The 18,182-nt window shown below is 51.3% G+C and carries 13 protein-coding genes and 5 tRNA genes; 13 read left to right on the plus strand and 5 right to left on the minus strand.

The window, feature by feature from the left end; genetic code table 11:
• The first annotated feature begins 321 nt into the window (after positions 1-321).
• Positions 322-849 (plus strand): flavodoxin FldA, encoded by a 528-nt coding sequence (fldA, locus tag EYY67_RS01190; RefSeq protein ID WP_095921178.1) that lies wholly within the window; start codon positions 322-324, stop codon positions 847-849.
• A 313-nt stretch (positions 850-1,162) separates the two neighbouring features.
• Positions 1,163-1,618: a ferric iron uptake transcriptional regulator gene (gene fur / locus EYY67_RS01195; RefSeq protein WP_095921177.1), complete on the plus strand. Its 456-nt coding sequence runs from the start codon at positions 1,163-1,165 to the stop codon at positions 1,616-1,618.
• A gap of 130 nt (positions 1,619-1,748) precedes the next feature.
• Here fur and chiQ read toward each other — a convergent pair whose 3' ends face one another.
• The 4 genes from chiQ to nagE all read right to left on the minus strand — a co-directional run bounded on the left by chiQ (position 1,749) and on the right by nagE (position 7,839).
• Positions 1,749-2,084 (minus strand): ChiQ/YbfN family lipoprotein, encoded by a 336-nt coding sequence (gene chiQ, locus EYY67_RS01200; protein ID WP_165497928.1) that lies wholly within the window; start codon positions 2,082-2,084, stop codon positions 1,749-1,751.
• A gap of 13 nt (positions 2,085-2,097) precedes the next feature.
• Positions 2,098-3,519, minus strand: a complete 1,422-nt coding sequence (gene chiP / locus EYY67_RS01205) for a chitoporin ChiP (protein WP_095921175.1) — start codon at positions 3,517-3,519, stop codon at positions 2,098-2,100.
• A 421-nt stretch (positions 3,520-3,940) separates the two neighbouring features.
• Entirely contained in the window at positions 3,941-5,611 is a 1,671-nt protein-coding gene (gene glnS / locus EYY67_RS01210; RefSeq protein WP_119826633.1) for a glutamine--tRNA ligase, read from the minus strand.
• Between the two features lie 191 nt (positions 5,612-5,802).
• Positions 5,803-7,839 (minus strand): N-acetylglucosamine-specific PTS transporter subunit IIBC, encoded by a 2,037-nt coding sequence (gene nagE, locus EYY67_RS01215; RefSeq protein WP_095925083.1) that lies wholly within the window; start codon positions 7,837-7,839, stop codon positions 5,803-5,805.
• 489 nt (positions 7,840-8,328) lie between these two features.
• Here nagE and nagB point away from each other — a divergent pair, with 489 nt between their 5' ends.
• The 10 genes from nagB (at position 8,329) to EYY67_RS01265 (ending at position 15,275) form a co-directional block, all read left to right on the plus strand.
• Complete coding sequence (gene nagB, locus EYY67_RS01220) at positions 8,329-9,129, plus strand: glucosamine-6-phosphate deaminase (RefSeq protein ID WP_095921172.1); 801 nt, start codon at positions 8,329-8,331, stop codon at positions 9,127-9,129.
• A 143-nt stretch (positions 9,130-9,272) separates the two neighbouring features.
• The gene (nagA, locus tag EYY67_RS01225; protein WP_119827444.1) at positions 9,273-10,412 is read left to right on the plus strand and encodes an N-acetylglucosamine-6-phosphate deacetylase; all 1,140 of its coding nucleotides are present in this window, start codon (positions 9,273-9,275) and stop codon (positions 10,410-10,412) included.
• Positions 10,413-10,432: 20 nt separating this feature from the next.
• Positions 10,433-11,656 carry a DNA-binding transcriptional regulator NagC gene (gene nagC, locus EYY67_RS01230; protein WP_095921171.1) on the plus strand — a complete coding sequence of 408 codons (1,224 nt, stop codon included), beginning with the start codon at positions 10,433-10,435 and terminating at the stop codon, positions 11,654-11,656.
• Positions 11,657-11,713: 57 nt separating this feature from the next.
• Positions 11,714-12,466 (plus strand): HAD-IIA family hydrolase, encoded by a 753-nt coding sequence (locus tag EYY67_RS01235; protein WP_095925081.1) that lies wholly within the window; start codon positions 11,714-11,716, stop codon positions 12,464-12,466.
• 360 nt (positions 12,467-12,826) lie between these two features.
• Positions 12,827-14,491 (plus strand): asparagine synthase B, encoded by a 1,665-nt coding sequence (asnB, locus tag EYY67_RS01240; protein ID WP_095921170.1) that lies wholly within the window; start codon positions 12,827-12,829, stop codon positions 14,489-14,491.
• Positions 14,492-14,719: 228 nt separating this feature from the next.
• Positions 14,720-14,796, plus strand: a tRNA-Met gene (locus EYY67_RS01245).
• Between the two features lie 8 nt (positions 14,797-14,804).
• Positions 14,805-14,889, plus strand: a tRNA-Leu gene (locus EYY67_RS01250).
• Positions 14,890-14,912: 23 nt separating this feature from the next.
• Positions 14,913-14,987 (plus strand) — tRNA-Gln (locus EYY67_RS01255).
• Between the two features lie 92 nt (positions 14,988-15,079).
• Positions 15,080-15,156 (plus strand) — tRNA-Met (locus EYY67_RS01260).
• A gap of 44 nt (positions 15,157-15,200) precedes the next feature.
• Positions 15,201-15,275: transfer RNA gene (locus EYY67_RS01265), tRNA-Gln, on the plus strand.
• A gap of 99 nt (positions 15,276-15,374) precedes the next feature.
• Here EYY67_RS01265 and ubiF read toward each other — a convergent pair.
• Positions 15,375-16,559: a 3-demethoxyubiquinol 3-hydroxylase gene (gene ubiF / locus EYY67_RS01270; protein ID WP_131692641.1), complete on the minus strand. Its 1,185-nt coding sequence runs from the start codon at positions 16,557-16,559 to the stop codon at positions 15,375-15,377.
• A gap of 187 nt (positions 16,560-16,746) precedes the next feature.
• On the opposite strand from ubiF, the gene miaB reads away from it, so the two are divergent.
• Positions 16,747-18,171: a tRNA (N6-isopentenyl adenosine(37)-C2)-methylthiotransferase MiaB gene (gene miaB / locus EYY67_RS01275; RefSeq protein WP_131692642.1), complete on the plus strand. Its 1,425-nt coding sequence runs from the start codon at positions 16,747-16,749 to the stop codon at positions 18,169-18,171.
• Positions 18,172-18,182: the final 11 nt, after the last annotated feature.

Here is an 18,182-nt window from a genome sequence, read left to right on the forward strand (position 1 = left end):
TTGAACACCTCTCCGGGCATCGATTTCTTTATTATGTTGAGATTGCTCTCGCATCATCTATCGGCGGGATGTGCTCGAAATTTAGTATTGTGTCGACTTATTTCTCAAGTTTGCTTTTAACCTCAATAAGTTTGAGGTTTATTGGCGTTTTTGGAAAACACACAAAGGCGATAACACTTTAAAATATTGCCCGATAAACTTATTTCCCAGTCAAGAAGGCGGCCGGAAGCATATTCTCCGCCTCGCGAGTTTGCTATCATCTGCATTATTATTGCCTGCGATGCAGGGCACTTCATTTAGAACAAGAGGTTAGGTAATCTTATGGCCGTTGTAGGTATCTTCTTTGGATCCGATACAGGTAACACCGAAAACATCGCAAAAATGATCCAGAAGCAATTGGGTAAAGATGTTGCAGAGGTGCATGACATTGCGAAGAGCAGCAAAGAGGATCTGGAAAAATTCGATATTTTGCTGATCGGCATTCCAACCTGGTATTACGGTGAAGCGCAGTGTGACTGGGACGACTTTTTCCCAACGCTGGAAGAGATAGATTTCGAAGGTAAGTTGGTCGCGCTGTTTGGTTGTGGCGATCAGGAAGACTATGCCGAATATTTCTGCGATGCACTGGGTACCGTGCGCGACATCATTGAGCCACGCGGCGCGGTGATTGTCGGTCACTGGCCAACCGAAGGTTACCACTTCGAAGCATCCAAAGGCCTGGCAGACGATAAGCACTTCATTGGGCTGGCAATTGACGAAGACCGTCAGCCAGAACTGACCAACGAACGTGTTGATGCCTGGGTAAAACAGATCACAGAAGAACTCAGCCTTTCTGAAATTATTGGCTAAAAACCCTGTTGGCCCTGAGGATTTATTCTACAATTGAAGGGCCAAACTATTACTGAAATTAACAATTTAACTGCTACAAAATTGTAACTTTCAGTCGTATCAAGGTACACTGAGTTCATCTGTTTTTTCTATCGATCAAGTCGTTGCATTCCAAATGTGACCGGCACTTTGTGATCTTTATTAACAGGCTGTCGTTGACGAGAATTGGCACATTTGCGTTAAACGAAGAGACTATACGAATAATTTTGTGCCGCCGATGCCACAGGCTGCATGCCTCAACTTGATTAGCACATAGTAACAGGACTGAATCCGCATGACTGACAACAACACCGCACTGAAGAAAGCCGGCTTAAAAGTCACGCTTCCGCGCCTCAAAATCCTGGAAGTGCTGCAAGCGCCGGAAGGTCATCACGTTAGTGCGGAAGATCTTTACAAGCAACTGATTGATATGGGTGAAGAAATTGGCCTGGCGACGGTTTACCGCGTTCTGAACCAGTTTGACGACGCCGGTATTGTCACCCGTCATAACTTCGAAGGCGGCAAGTCCGTATTCGAACTGACCCAGCAACATCACCATGACCACCTGATCTGTCTGGATTGTGGCCGTGTGATTGAATTCCGTGACGAATATATTGAAGGTCGTCAGCGTGAGATTGCTAAGAAACATGGCATCAAACTGACCAACCACAGTCTGTATTTGTACGGCCACTGTGAAGCAGGCGACTGCCGTGAAGATGACTCTTTGCATAACGATAAACCTGCGCTGTAATCTGCACGGGCTTTGACTAAATTAACCGCTGAAAAGCGGTTTTTTTATGTCTGCAATCTGGCAGAGGGCAGAGGCAAAAAACCCCGGCAAGCCGGGGTTTTGATTTCTGCATCCGTGTTCTGGTGTTGAGTTACTTTTCCGGTGCGTTATTCGCTCTGATTTCCTGCCAGATTTTCCCGCAATCGGCGGCAAAGGCCTGACCGTTTCCGGTTTTACGGGCGGTAAGGCAGCGCTGATAATCCACCACGCGCACTGTCTCCTGTTCTGCAAATTGCTGGTGTGCTTTTTCCTGTTTCAGCTTGTTGAGCATCACCTGACAGGATGCCAGTTTGTCCGCATCGCCTTCCGCCGTATTGATACAGGTCCGGTAATCTTCCCGCGTTTTGGAGATTTCTGCCTGATCAGCGGTAGGTGCACAACCGGCCAGAAGCACGGACGACATCACAATCATCAGTAATTTATTCATCGACATAACGACCTCAGAAAATAGTGAATGGAGCGATGACAATGAATTTCACGTCTTTTTCATCCTGGAATATGTTGCCGTACCCGCCACTCCAGCTCGGAAGATCAGAGTGGTTGTCGTATTGGGTGTAATGCAGTTTGAACAGCGTCCCTTTGGCGCGCCCTTCCTGAATGGTATACAGCGCATCCAGACTCCAGGCGCTTTCTTTCAGGCGCTGGCTCTGATCGTAGGCCGCATTGGTGCTCGGTTTGGCATCCCACGCATAGACGTACGAACCACCGACCGCGAAGCCCGGCAGATCCCATTTCGCCAGATCATAAAGCACGCCGGCATACACGGCTTTCTCACCGTTGGCGTTGAAGTCAGAACGGTTATCCCACCACACGTCAAGACGACCGTTTGAAGAGGAATAGGTCGGGGTCATACGTTGCAGGAAGTAACCCTGATTCCCTTCGGCCTTCACCATCGTCCCTTCCAGACGCCAGTTAAACTGACCGGTGGTATAGCCGAAAGTCAGCGCCTGCAGCCATGCCAGTCCGTCATACAGACTGTTCGGATCATTCTTGTCACTGATGCGATCTTCTGCACCATAGAACTGATAGCTGGTGGTCAGCGGATTGCCCATCAGATCAATTTTGTAAGAGGCCTTGGCAAAGTACTGATCAACATAACTTTCAGCCTGACCAAATGCGCCTTCCAGCACGAAATCATTTTTAAAATCGTATTTCGCCCCGACCGAGTGAAGATAAGAAACGCCGGTCTTTTTGTCATTCTGGCGGAAATCATCCATTTCCAGATGCCACGGGGATTTGTATTCGTCGGTCCACATGTAGGAGAAGCTCAGCTCACCCGGATCACCGAAATCATGTTTATATCCGGCTTCCGCACCGCGATAGGTTCCGGGCATAAAGCTCCAGTGTGGCGCGATCAGCGTTTGTCCGGTGGGCTGAATGTAACCCGCATGTCCCCAGAATCCGCCGTATTTGAATTTACCGGCGGCCTTATACAGGCTGATGCCGCTTTTATCGCCGGAATAATCTTCGTCGTACGCGCGGTTGCTGTTGGAGAAGGCGATTTCGTTGGGGTGTCCGCTCTCGCTGCTTTCGGCCATTTCAATTGCCGTGAAAGCGGCGATATCAATACCAAACATGTCCCAGGCATAGCCGGAAGAAAAGTCGAGGTTCAGGTTAGCGGTAGAATGGGAAAGGTTGGTTGTATAGTCTTTGTAGCTGTCACTCGCCGGATCCATGTCCTTGCGGTCACGTTGACGCTGCCAGTAATACACGCCGCCGGTCAGCGTTGAATCATCAATAAAACCTGCCGCGTTGGCATCTTCAGCGAACATCATTCCGCCACCCAGTAAGGTGCCGGCCAGGGAATATATCGCAGGTTTCAGGTAAGCCGATCCTCTGCCCCTGTTACGGTGCTTGTGCATAGAGATTCCTCATGTTGACTAAAAAAACGAGCAAAACCCAAACGGGTATAAAAAGCGGCCGCCAGAGGCGTAACCGTATAAAACAGGTTTAGAATATTTTTCGCGACGCGAATTATCAATGAGTAATTCATCATTGATCGCCGAAATATGACAAAGTGCACATAAAGATGAAAAAGTGTTACAGAGGGTCTCAGGAAAGAATTAAAGCAGTGGATTAACTGAATAAATAACTAAAACAAGCAATTAAATAAAATAACCCTACAGTTTAAACGTTTCAGCAATACAACAGCTCGCGCCGTATCGTTTAAAAAGCAAGCATAGGAAATACATTAATTCGCGACGAGAAACAAAACCCATTACGATTATCACAGGCAAAAAAAAACGCAGCCGGAGCTGCGTTTTATCATCTGACACTGAAGGCTTACACGACGGGTTTGCTTTCCCAGGTATCGCGCAGGCCAACGGTACGGTTAAACACCAGATGTTCAGCGCTTGAGTAGCGGCTGTCGGCGCAGAAGTAACCTTCACGCTCGAACTGCAGGCTGATTTCAGCCTGTGCAGCCACCAGTGATGGCTCCACGAAACCGTGGGAAATCACCAGAGATTCCGGGTTGATGGTGGTCAGGAAATCTTCTGCCTGACCCGGGTTGGCGACGCTGAACAGACGGTCATACAGGCGGAACTCCGCCGGTTTGCCTTCTGACGCCGAAACCCAGTGGATCACGCCTTTCACCTTGCGGCCATCGGCAGGATCTTTGCTCAGTGTATCGATATCGTAAGAACAGAAGATCGTGGTGATATTGCCTTCTGCATCTTTCTCGATACGTTCTGCTTTGATCACATACGCATTGCGCAGACGCACTTCTTTGCCGAGCACCAGACGCTTGTATTGCTTGTTCGCTTCTTCGCGGAAATCTGCCTGATCGATATAAATCTCACGGGTAAATGGCACTTCGCGGGTGCCCATTTCCGGTTTGCTCGGGTGGTTCGGCATTTTCACCCTCTGCACGTCATCACCGGTAAAGTTTTCAATGATCACTTTAACCGGGTTGATCACCGCCATGGCGCGCGGTGCATTTTCGTTCAGATCGTCACGGATACAGGATTCCAGCGCCATCATTTCGACGTTGTTGTCTTGCTTGGTGACGCCGATACGACGGCAGAATTCACGGATAGACGCGGCGGTGTAACCACGACGACGCAGACCTGAAACAGTCGGCATACGCGGGTCGTCCCAGCCTTCCACAATCTTCTCGGTCACCAGCTGGTTCAGCTTACGCTTAGACATGATGGAGTACTCGAGATTCAGACGGGAGAACTCGTACTGACGCGGGTGGCATGGAATGGAGATGTTATCCAGAACCCAGTCGTACAGACGGCGGTTGTCCTGGAATTCCAGCGTACACAGCGAATGGGTGATCCCTTCCAGCGCATCGGAAATGCAGTGGGTGAAATCGTACATCGGATAGATGCACCATTTTTTGCCGGTCTGGTGGTGTTCTGCAAACTTAATGCGGTACAGAACCGGATCGCGCATCACGAAGAAAGGCGACGCCATATCGATTTTTGCACGCAGACAGGCAGCGCCTTCGGCAAATTCACCGTTACGCATTTTCTCAAACAGCGCGATGTTCTCTTCCACTGAACGGTCACGGTACGGGCTGTTTTTGCCCGGAGACGTCAGCGAGCCGCGGTATTCACGGATCTGATCCGGTGACAGTTCGTCAACGTACGCCAGACCTTTGTTGATCAGTTCCAGCGCATAAGCGTGCAGTTGATCAAAATAGTCTGAAGAGTAGTGAATATCACCGCTCCAGTCGAAACCTAACCACTGGACGTCGTGTTTGATCGACTCAACGAATTCGATGTCTTCTTTTGCCGGGTTGGTATCGTCAAAACGCAGGTTGCACTGCCCCTGATAGTCTTGCGCAATGCCGAAGTTCAGGCAGATAGATTTCGCATGACCGATATGCAGATAGCCATTTGGCTCAGGCGGGAAACGGGTATGAACGGTATTGTGTTTCCCGGTCGCCAGATCTTCATCAATAATCTGACGGATAAAATTTGTTGGGCGGGCTTCAGCCTCACTCATTGTGCAATTCCTCTACGCAACATTGACTCTACGGATAACCGCTTATGTTCCAACAAGCCACGTCGGGAAACAACCGTTAGTTGCATAAAATCGTGGTTATCTCTGTGCCGTCTGTTCTGAAACAATAAAAAACGGGAAGAGATCGCTCTCTTCCCGTCAGGGGACTTTTCACTGTCAGCCGTTCAGAGACGTTATTTGCCCTGAATGTCGAACAGTTTGCTCTGACCGGCGACCACAGAACCGCTGGCCAGCGCAGTCACACCGGTGTAATCATCAATATTGCTGACCACAACAGGGCTGATCATTGAGCGCGCGTGAGCGTTCAGGTAATCCAGATCCAGCTCGAGAACAGGTTGTCCGGCAGTGACCGTGGCCCCTTCTTCGACCAGGCGGGTAAAGCCCTGACCGTTCAGCGCAACAGTATCAATCCCCATATGCACCACGATTTCAGCACCGGAAGTGGTTTCCAGGCAGAACGCGTGATTGGTATTGAAGATTTTCACCACGGTACCGGCAGCAGGCGCTACCACGATTTTATCCGTCGGACGAATGGCCACGCCATCACCCACCGCTTTGCTGGCAAAGGCTTCATCAGGGACCTGATCCAGCGCCACGATGTCACCGGTGACCGGCGATACCAGCGTTTCTACCACGGTTTTCACGCTGTTGGGTACAGCCTGAGGCTTGATTTCAGACACTGGCGCAGCCGGCGTCGCCGTAGCCGCAGCAATCGGGCCTGCATTCAGTGCCGTGCGCATCGCACCGGCAATGATTTCAGCACGGGTACCGACAATCACCTGCACGCTTTGCTTGTTCAGGCGGATAACCCCTGAAGCACCCAGACGTTTTGCCAACCCGTCATTCACCAGCGCGGAGTCTTTCACGTTCAGGCGCAGGCGGGTGATACAGGCATCAATACCGGTGAGGTTTTCTGAACCGCCGATGGCACTGATATAACGACGTGCCAGAGCAACCGTTTCGTCGCCTTTATTGCCCGCAGATTCCACATCAACGTCATAACCGTCAGTTTCGTCACCGGCAACCGCCAGCTCACGACCCGGCGTCAGCAGGTTGAATTTCTGAATGGTGAAACGGAACACCACATAGTAAATCACGAAGAACACCAGACCCTGAGGGATCAGCATGTACCAGTGAGTCGCCAGCGGGTTACGGGAAGACAGCACCATATCCACCAAACCTGCGCTGAAGCCGAAACCGGCAATCCAGTGCATGCTTGCGGCGATGAAGACCGAAATACCGGTCAGCACGGCGTGGATAACATACAGAACCGGCGCAACGAACATGAAGGAGAATTCCAGCGGTTCGGTGATACCCGTGAAGAAGGAAGCGAAAGCGGCAGCCATCATGATACCGGCAACTTTTGCCTTGTTTTCAGGACGTGCGCAGTGGTAAATCGCCAGCGCCGCACCCGGAAGACCGAACATCATGATCGGGAAGAAGCCCGCCTGATAACGACCGGTGATACCCACAACCGCTTTACCTGCCTGGATAGATTCCTGGCCGCCAAGGAAGTTAGGGATGTCGTTAATGCCTGCCACGTCAAACCAGAACACGGAGTTCAGGGCGTGATGCAGACCGACCGGGATCAGTAAACGGTTGAAGAAAGCATAGATACCGGCACCGGCAGAACCGAGTTGCTGGATGTGCTCACCGAAGGTCACCAGACCGTTGAAGATCAGAGGCCAGACATACATCAGAATGAAGGCAACGATGATCATCAGGAAAGAGGTGAGGATCGGCACCAGACGACGACCGCTGAAGAAAGACAACGCTTTCGGCAACTCAACGTGGCTGAAGCGGTTGTACAACTCAGCGGAAATGATACCGACTAAGATACCGACGAACTGGTTATTGATTTTACCAAATGCCGCCGGCACCTGGTCTAACGGGATCTTCTGAATCATTGACACGGCTGCTGGCGAACACAGCGTGGTCAGCACCAGGAAACCGACAAAACCGGTCAGTGCAGCCGCACCGTCTTTGTCTTTGGACATGCCATACGCCACACCGATCGCAAACAGTACGGACATGTTTTCGATGATAGCGGAACCCGATTTAATGAAAAATGCCGCCAGTGCATTGTCTCCACCCCAGCCCACAGGGTCGATCCAATAACCGACACCCATAAGAATGGCGGCGGCTGGCAACGTAGCGACTGGCACCATCAATGCCCGGCCAATCTTTTGTAAATAACTCAGTATATTCAACATTCCCCCTACTCGCCCGTAAGCGAATCACCTAAGTAGTTTAATTAGTATGTTTACTACCTTTTACATTTACCGTTCCGATTTAACCAACTGCGATTGCGAGTGTAAAAAGATTATTTCGTATCGCAAATTAAAACCTCTCTTTTTGTGAGAATCGTCACCAAAAAGAGGTCATAACATGCCATTACACTGGTCAAGACACCAAACTTATTTTATCATTAAAAAAATCCAGACGGCATTGTGCCAGTCATAAACCGCTGCGGTGGTTTACGCTTAACAAGACCGCCTTTGAACCGACGAACTTCGTTTTTGCTTTGACTACGGATATCCGCAGTCCCTGACCTTGCAGGAAGGCGGCAATCGAGTGGATCCCGATGAGCTTACACAGGTAAGTGATCCGGGTGAGCGAGAGCAGCCAACGCCCCTGCAACGTCAAGAACAAAGGATATCAACAGTATATTCAATATTCTGAAAAACTAGAGGTATGTGATGAGACTTATTCCTTTAAACACCACCACTGAAGTTGGCAAATGGGCTGCACGTCATATCGTTGAACGTATCAATGCTTTCAAACCCACTGCCGACCGCCCGTTTGTTCTGGGCTTACCTACCGGTGGTACCCCGCTCGAAGCGTATAAACATTTAATCGCCATGCATAAAGCAGGCCAGGTTAGCTTTAAGCACGTTGTTACCTTCAATATGGATGAATATGTTGGTCTGCCGCAGGAACACCCTGAGAGCTATCATACCTTCATGTACAAAAACTTCTTTGACCACGTTGATATTCCACGCGAAAACATCAATCTGCTGAATGGTAATGCGCCAGACGTCAACGAAGAATGCCGCCAGTACGAAGCAAAAATTAAGTCTTACGGCAAAATTCACCTGTTCATGGGTGGCGTGGGCAACGACGGTCATATCGCATTCAACGAACCGGCGTCTTCTCTGGCTTCCCGCACCCGCATCAAAACCCTGACGCATGAAACCCGCATCGCGAACTCACGTTTCTTCGACAACGATGTCTCCCAGGTGCCAAAATACGCCCTGACCGTTGGCGTGGGCACGCTGCTGGACGCAGAAGAAGTGATGATTCTGGTGACCGGCCACGCGAAAGCGCAGGCGCTGGAAGCGGCGGTAGAAGGCAATATCAACCACATGTGGACCATCAGTTGCCTGCAATTGCACGCAAAAGCCGTTATGGTGTGCGACGAACCGTCCACCATGGAACTGAAAGTCAAAACTGTTAAATATTTCCGCGAGTTAGAAGCGGAAAATATGAAAAATCTTTAATTAACTGAGTCCCCGAAAGCATTTGAGTTGCAGCAAGGCGGCAACTGAACGAATCTCCGCGAGCTTACTGAAGTAAGTGACCGGAGTGAGTAAAGGTAGCCAACGCCGCTGCGGCTCAAAGGATAAAGGGGAATGGGGGCATGATGTACGCATTAGTGAACTGCCGGGTTTATACCGGTCATGACGTTCTGGATAACCACGCGGTAGTGATTGCGGATGGCAAAATCGAACGTGTCTGCCCGGTGAGTGAATTGCCGGCGAATGTGGAAACCCGCAGTCTGGACGGCGCCATTCTTGCCCCCGGATTTATCGATCTGCAACTGAACGGTTGTGGCGGCGTGCAGTTCAACGATTCACTGGAAGCGATTTCCGTGGAAACGTTAGAAATCATGCAGAAAGCCAATGAAAAATCGGGCTGTACCAGTTTCTTACCGACGCTGATCACCTGTAGCGATGACTACATGAAACACGGTATCAGCGTGATGCGTACCTATCTGGAAAAATATCCGAATCAGGCGCTCGGTCTGCATCTTGAAGGGCCGTACCTCAGCCCGGAGAAAAAAGGCACGCATAATCCGGCCTTTATTCGTCTGCCAGACAGCGCCATGATCGATTTCCTGTGCGCCAATGCGGATGTCATCAGCCAGCTGACGCTCGCGCCAGAACAGGTTGAAGCGAAATATATCCGCCAGTTGCGCGACGCCGGTATTGTGATTTCCGCAGGCCACTCAAATTCAACTTACGCACAGGCGCGTGAAGGTTTCGCGGCCGGTATCAGCTTCGCCACGCACCTTTATAATGCAATGCCTGCCATCACCGGCCGTCAGCCTGGCCTGATTGGTGCAATCTTCGATACGCCGGAAGTCTATACCGGAGTGATTGCTGACGGCCTGCACGTCGACTGGGCGAATATCCGCAACGCGAAAAAGCTCAAAGGCGAGAAGCTGGTGCTGGTCACTGACGCCACTGCGCCCGCAGGTGCGAATATTGATGAGTTCATTTTTGCCGGTAAAACAATATACTACCGTGACGGACTCTGTGTGGACGAAAACGGAACACTGAGCGGCTCTGCCCTGACAATGATTGAAGCGGTGCAAAACAGCGTCGAACATGTCGGGATTGCGCTGGATGAAACGCTGCGTATGGCATCGCTTTATCCGGCACGCGCCATTGGTGTTGACAGCCAACTGGGCAGCATTGAAGCAGGTAAAGTCGCCAACCTCACCGCGTTCACTCATGATTTTAAAATCACAAAAACTATCGTTAATGGTGACGAAGTTTAATTGAGCGGATAACAGCATTGATGACAACTGGCGGACAGCAGGCACAAATCGGCAACGTTGATCTGGTTAAGCAGTTAAACGGCGCGGCGGTTTACCGCCTGATTGACCAACAAGGTCCCATCTCGCGCATTCAGATTGCCGACATGAGTCAGTTAGCGCCCGCCAGTGTGACCAAAATTACCCGACAATTACTTGAGCGCGGGCTGATTAAAGAAGTCGATCAGCAGGCTTCCACCGGTGGTCGCCGCGCCATTTCTATCATCACAGAAACCCGCCCTTTCCATACTATCGCCGTGCGTCTTGGCCGCCATGACGCAACGATTACGCTCTACGATCTCAGCGCCAAATCACTGGCGGAACAACATTACGCCCTGCCGGAACGCACTCAGGAAACGCTGGAGAACGCGCTCTTTGAGGCCATCCGTCAATTTATTGAGCTGAACCAGCGCAAGATCCGCGAGCTGATTGCCATTTCCGTCATCCTCCCCGGTCTGGTGGATCCGAATAAAGGTATCGTGCGCTACATGCCGCATATCAGCGTCGGCGCATGGAAATTAGTGGATGCGCTGGAAGCAAAATTTAAAGTCACCAGTTTTGTCGGTCACGATATCCGCAGTCTGGCGCTTGCCGAGCACTATTTCGGTGCAACCCGCGACTGTCAGGACTCCATTTTGGTTCGTTTACACCGTGGTACCGGTGCCGGGATCATCGTTAACGGGCAGATTTTTCTCGGCAGTAACGGCAACGTCGGTGAAATCGGTCATATCCAGATCGACCCGCTGGGCGAACGCTGTCATTGCGGAAATTTCGGCTGTCTGGAAACCGTGGCCGCGAACGCCGCCATCGAAAACCGCGTGCGCCATCTGCTGACACAAGGCTACGCCAGTAAGCTCAGCCTCGATGACTGCTCTATTTCCGCGATCTGCAAAGCAGCCAACCGCCACGATGCGCTGGCGACGGAAGTGATTGAACACGTGGGCCGCCAGTTGGGCAAAGGCGTGTCGATCGCGATAAACCTGTTTAATCCGCAAAAAGTCGTGATTGCCGGTGAAATTACCGAAGCGGATAAGGTCCTGCTTCCGGCCATTCAGAACTGCATTAATGCGCAGGTTCTGAAAGATTTCCGCCGTAATTTACCGGTTGTGACGTCAGCCCTGAATCATCAGTCAGCCATTGGCGCATTTGCCCTGGTCAAACGGGCGATGCTCAACGGGGTTCTGTTACAGCGCCTGATGGAAAACTGAGGCGTGCTATAGTATCTGGCTGTCAGAAAGGGGACTGAAAATGTGGGTTTGGAAATCATGACAATAAAGAACGTAATTTGTGACATTGATGGCGTGCTGATGCACGACAATACCGCAGTACCCGGCGCCGATCGTTTTCTGGCCCGGATCCAGGAACAGGGAATGCCTTTGGTCATTCTCACGAACTACCCTTCCCAGACAGCACAGGATCTGGCAAACCGCTTCGGCGCCGCCGGTCTCGACGTCCCTGAAAGTGCCTTTTTCACCTCTGCGATGGCGACTGCTGATTTCCTCAAACGTCAGGAAGGCAAAAAAGCCTATGTCGTGGGTGAAGGCGCGCTGATCCACGAACTGTATAAAGCCGGTTTCACCATTACCGATATCAACCCTGATTTCGTGATTGTTGGCGAGACCCGTTCATACAACTGGGACATGATCCATAAAGCCGCGTATTTCGTGGCAAACGGTGCGCGCTTTATCGCCACCAATCCTGATAATCACGGGCACGGTTTTGTCCCTGCCTGTGGCGCGTTGTGCGCGCCTATCGAGAAGATTACCGGCCGCCAGCCATTCTACGTCGGCAAGCCAAGCCCGTGGATTATCCGCTCGGCGCTCAATAAAATGCAGGCGCATTCCGAAGATACCGTCATTGTGGGCGACAATCTGCGTACCGACATTCTGGCAGGCTTTCAGGCAGGTCTGGAAACCATTCTGGTGCTGACCGGCGTGTCCACCCTCAATGATATTGAAGGTATGCCTTTCCGTCCGACATGGATTTACCCTTCCGTGGCCGATATCGACGTCATTTAATCTTTTTCCTAAGCATTTGAAAACGAGCCCGGATTGCTATTCAGGCTCGTTTTTTTTCGTCTTGCTGACTGATTTTTATCCACTTTTCCCTTTTTTTGAATCCTCGTCAATTTTTCACGCTTAAATTAATAATCCACTAATAAAATCACCATAAAACTGAGAATTCGTTAAAGATCACCGGTCATCAACCAACTATTTATCAGAAGAGCGTTAAACCGCTTGCACAACATAGGGGTTATGACGCATTTTCATAGTCAGCAACGCAACAACGCCGACTGAAATTGCAGGAACGGCAACGTTGATCCTCATTCGTAATCATAAAAATGACAGCCAGAGAAACGTCGTTAGGGAGAAAGTAATATGTGTTCAATTTTCGGTGTGCTCGATATCAAAACTGACTCCGTCGAGCTGCGCAAAAAAGCGCTGGAACTGTCGCGCCTGATGCGTCACCGCGGACCCGACTGGTCCGGTGTGTTTGCCAGCGATAAAGCGATTCTGTCGCATGAGCGCCTGTCCATTGTCGACGTGAACAACGGCGCACAGCCTCTTTACAACGCAGCACACACTCACGTTCTGGCTGTTAACGGCGAAATCTACAACCATCAGGCCCTGCGTGCTGAACTGGGCGACAAATATGCGTTCCAGACCGCGTCTGACTGCGAAGTCATTCTGGCGCTGTATCAGGAAAAAGGCCCGGAGTTCCTCGATGAACTGCAAGGCATGTTCGCCTTTATTCTGTATGACACAGAAAAAGACGCCTACCTGATTGGCCGTGACCATTTAGGCATTATCCCGCTGTATATGGGTTATGACGAACACGGCAACATGTATGTGGCGTCAGAAATGAAAGCGCTGGTGCCGGTTTGCCGCACCATCAAAGAATTCCCGGCAGGCAGCTATCTGTGGAGCCAGGACGGTGAAATTCGCGAATACTACCAGCGCGACTGGTTTGACTTCGAAAACGTCAAAGACAACGTCACTGACGCAGCCGCATTGAAAGATGCGCTGGAAGAATCGGTGAAAAGTCACCTGATGTCTGACGTACCTTATGGCGTGTTGCTGTCCGGTGGTCTGGATTCCTCCGTGATTTCCGCCATCACCAAGAAATTTGCCGGTCGCCGTATCGAAGATAAAGATCAAAGCGAAGCCTGGTGGCCGCAGTTGCACTCTTTTGCTGTCGGTCTGGAAGGTTCACCGGATCTGCGTGCCGCGCAGGAAGTGGCAAACCATTTGGGCACCGTGCACCATGAAATTCATTTCACCGTGCAGGAAGGTCTGGATGCGATCCGTGACGTGATTTATCACATCGAAACTTACGATGTCACCACGATCCGTGCCTCCACTCCGATGTATCTGATGTCGCGTAAAATCAAAGCGATGGGCATCAAGATGGTGTTGTCTGGCGAAGGCGCTGACGAAGTGCTGGGTGGCTATCTGTATTTCCACAAAGCGCCAAACGCCAAAGAATTCCATGAAGAAACCGTGCGTAAATTGCTGGCGCTGCACATGTATGACTGTGCGCGTGCCAACAAAGCGATGTCCGCCTGGGGTGTTGAAGCCCGCGTACCGTTCCTGGATAAAAAATTCCTCGACGTCGCCATGCGTATCAACCCGAAAGACAAGATGTGCGGCAACGGCAAGATGGAAAAACATATCCTGCGTGAATGTTTCGAGTCTTATTTGCCACACAGCGTGGCATGGCGTCAGAAGGAACAATTCTCTGACGGCGTTGGTTACAGCTGGATCGATACCTTAAAAGAAGTGGCATCCCAGCAGATCACTGACCAACAGCTCGAAACGGCGCATTTCCGCTTCCCGTATAACACGCCGACATCTAAAGAAGGCTACCTGTACCGGACGATTTTTGAAGAACTGTTCCCGGTTCCAAGCGCCGCAGAATGCGTGCCTGGTGGCCCGTCAGTGGCCTGTTCTTCTGCGAAAGCCATTGAGTGGGATGAAGCGTTCAAAAACATGGACGATCCTTCTGGCCGTGCGGTTGGCGTGCATCAGTCCGCTTACAAATAAACGATTTACCGGTCAATCTCCTTGTTGCAAACGGGCCTTCTCAGGCCCGTTTTTTTATGCGTAAAGCCAGTAAAAATAATGTCTTTTGCCCAATTAATCACCAGAGTGGTTATAAGCCAGACAAATGGACGCCATCAGGCCTTTTTCTCCAAAAAAGGTGTTGACGCAAAACGGTCATATACGCATAATGCGCCCCGCAACGCCGATGAAGGTTGCGCGAAAAAAGATGGCTACGTAGCTCAGTTGGTTAGAGCACATCACTCATAATGATGGGGTCACAGGTTCGAATCCCGTCGTAGCCACCATCTTTTTTGCGGGAGTGGCGAAATTGGTAGACGCACTAGATTTAGGTTCTAGCGCCGCAAGGTGTGCGAGTTCAAGTCTCGCCTCCCGCACCATTTCATAGAGTCGGCAGCACAGTTGGGGTATCGCCAAGCGGTAAGGCACTGGTTTTTGATACCAGCATTCCCAGGTTCGAATCCTGGTACCCCAGCCATACTTCTTTCTGTATAATTGGTAAGCACTTGAAATTTATTATTAAGTTAGTTAAATTAGTGCTTGAAGTTTTGAAGTAAGTCAGTAAAATTTGGCTACGTAGCTCAGCTGGTTAGAGCACATCACTCATAATGATGGGGTCACAGGTTCAAATCCCGTCGTAGCCACCATTTTACTTGCAGTACACTGCTCAAAAGGTAGTGAGAAACAAAATTGGGGTGTCGCCAAGCGGTAAGGCTCTGGTTTCTGATACCAGCATACCCAGGTTCGAATCCTGGCACCCCAGCCACATTAAGAAAGCCCGCCTCGTGCGGGCTTTCTGCTATTTGTCGTTTCGTCAGCAAAAAACAAAAGGCAAACCGATATTTCGCGGTTTGCCCGGAACACATTAAATCCCTAAGGCATATTTCAGGGCTTTGGTCTTCAGCCCCCCGGCACGCTGTGCCGCCATCAGCGCAAGATTTCGCAAGGCTTTTACCGGCGGCAGGTCATTGCTGAACGCGGTATAGAACAAATCCATGCCGCTTTGCATCAGTAAATTGTCCAGACGGCGCTGACGCTGATAACGTAACAACACTTTTTCGCTGCTCCACGCTTCATCATGATCACGCGCCTTCTCCAGTACGGATAACAAGGCTTCCACGTCACGGTATCCCAGATTCACGCCCTGCCCTGCCAGCGGATTGATGGTATGCGCCGCGTCCCCTACCAGCGCCAGCCCCGGTAACACGTACCGCTGAGCGTGACGGCGTACCAGCGGGAAGGCACCGGCATTGAGCGCCTTCACCGCCCCCAGTCGTGCGGGGAAAGCCTGCATCACTTCTGACGTGAGCTGTTGCATATTCAGTGTTTTCAGATAACGGATACGCTGCGGACTGTCATACCAGACCAGAGAGGCCTGATGGCCGGAAAGCGGCAGGAATGCCCGCGGGCCGGAAGGGAAAAACTGCTGCCACGTTACATCCTGATCCGGCGTGGCGGTCTCGACATTGATCAGCATGCAATGCTGGCGGTATTCCCAGCCATCCACACCAATCCCGGCCAACTGCCGCACCAAAGAATTTGCGCCATCGGCAGCCACCACCAAAGGTGCGCGCAATAATTCCCCCGTGGTCAGTTGCAGTGACCAGGTTTTATCATCGTGTTGCAAAAGATGGCGTAACTTTGCCGGACAAAAGCGGGTCAGACTGGTGAATGCGTCGAACTGCTGCCACAACGCAGCCTGGAGCACCGGGTTTTCTACCATAAACCCGAGTTCAGGCAACCCAAGCGATTGCGCGTCAAACTTCACATCAGAGCCATCCACTTCCCAGGTTTCCAGACGGCGGTAAGGCACCGCGCGCATTGCCGCTACCGCATCCCACGCACCCAGCTTTTGCAGGAAGCGCACAGAGGCGCAACCAATGGCAGAGATACGTAAATCAGTGGGAGCAGAGGGGTCAAAGACAGCGGGTTGTGCATTTTCCACCAGCGCGACCTGTAGCCCCTGTTGTGCCAGCCCCAGCGCGGCGGCGGCACCGACCATGCCTCCCCCGACAATTACTGCATCAAATGTCTTCTCAGAATGATTCATTTTATTCCGGCTTTCTGTTCAGTTCATTATGCGAAGTGTACCGGATTTTTGTGCCCGCATCAGGGTCTAAGCTGCTTTCCTGCACTGGTCAGCACCGGAGGGAGGGTTTACAATAGCGCCCCAGAACCATGCTATGCACTGCGGCACTGCCGATCTAACGTTCCCCGTATTGAGTACTGACACGCTGATGACTAAAAAACTGCACATAAAAACCTGGGGCTGCCAGATGAATGAATACGATTCATCCAAAATGGCCGATCTTCTCGACAGCACCCACGGTTACCAGCTGACGGATAACGCTGAGGAAGCAGATATTCTGCTGCTGAATACCTGCTCGATCAGGGAAAAAGCACAAGAGAAGGTGTTCAGCCTGCTCGGACACTGGAAGTTACTGAAGAAGAAAAACCCAAACATCATCATCGGCGTCGGTGGCTGTGTCGCTTCACAGGAAGGCGAAATGCTGCGCAAGCGTGCGCCTTGTGTCGATATCGTCTTCGGCCCGCAAACCCTGCACCGCCTGCCGGAGATGGTGAATCACGTCCGAGGCACCAAAAGCCCGGTAGTCGATATCAGCTTCCCTGAAATCGAAAAGTTTGACCGGCTGCCGGAACCGCGCGCCGACGGTCCGACCGCTTTTGTCTCCATCATGGAAGGCTGCAACAAATATTGCAGCTTCTGCGTCGTGCCTTATACGCGCGGTGAAGAAGTCAGCCGCCCGTGCGATGACGTGCTGTTTGAAGTGGCCCAACTGGCCGCGCAGGGCGTGCGTGAAGTCAACCTGCTGGGCCAGAACGTCAATGCCTATCGTGGTGACGCGTTTGATGGCGGCGTCTGTACCTTTGCCGAATTGCTGCGTCTGGTCGCTGCCATTGACGGTATCGACCGAATCCGTTTCACCACCAGTCATCCGGTGGAATTTACCGACGACATTATTGACGTCTACAAAGACACGCCTGAAGTGGTGAGCTTCCTGCATTTGCCAATCCAGAGCGGTTCAGACCGCATTCTGACGATGATGAAGCGCCCTCATACGGTGCTGGAATACAAATCCACTATCCGTAAGCTGCGCGCCGCGCGTCCTGATATTCATTTCAGTTCCGATTTCATCATCGGTTTCCCCGGCGAAACGAATGATGATTTCGAGCGCACGATGGATTTGATCACCCAGGTGAATTACGACGTCAGTTTCAGCTTCATCTATTCCCCTCGTCCGGGGACACCTGCCGCCGATATGGTGGATGATGTCAGCATGGACGAGAAGAAACAGCGTCTGGCGCTGTTACAGGACCGGATCACTCAGCAGGTTATGCGTTTCAGCCGCGCCACGCTGGGCACCGTTCAGCGCATTCTGGTGGAAGGGACATCCCGCAAGGACATTATGGAACTGACGGGCCGTACCGAATGTAACCGCGTGGTCAATTTCGAAGGCACGCCGGATATGATTGGTAAGTTCGTGGATGTCGAGATTGTCGATGTCTATGCCAACTCGCTGCGCGGTGTGGTTGTCCGTACCGAAGAACAGATGGCACTGCGTCTGCATGAATCGCCGCAATCGGTCATTAAACGCACCCGTAAAGAAAATGAATTGGGCGTTGGAATGTTTCAACCCTGAATCATCAGAAT

Origin of the sequence: Rahnella victoriana (genome assembly GCF_004330295.1) — a bacterium.
Lineage (GTDB): Bacteria > Pseudomonadota > Gammaproteobacteria > Enterobacterales > Enterobacteriaceae > Rahnella > Rahnella victoriana.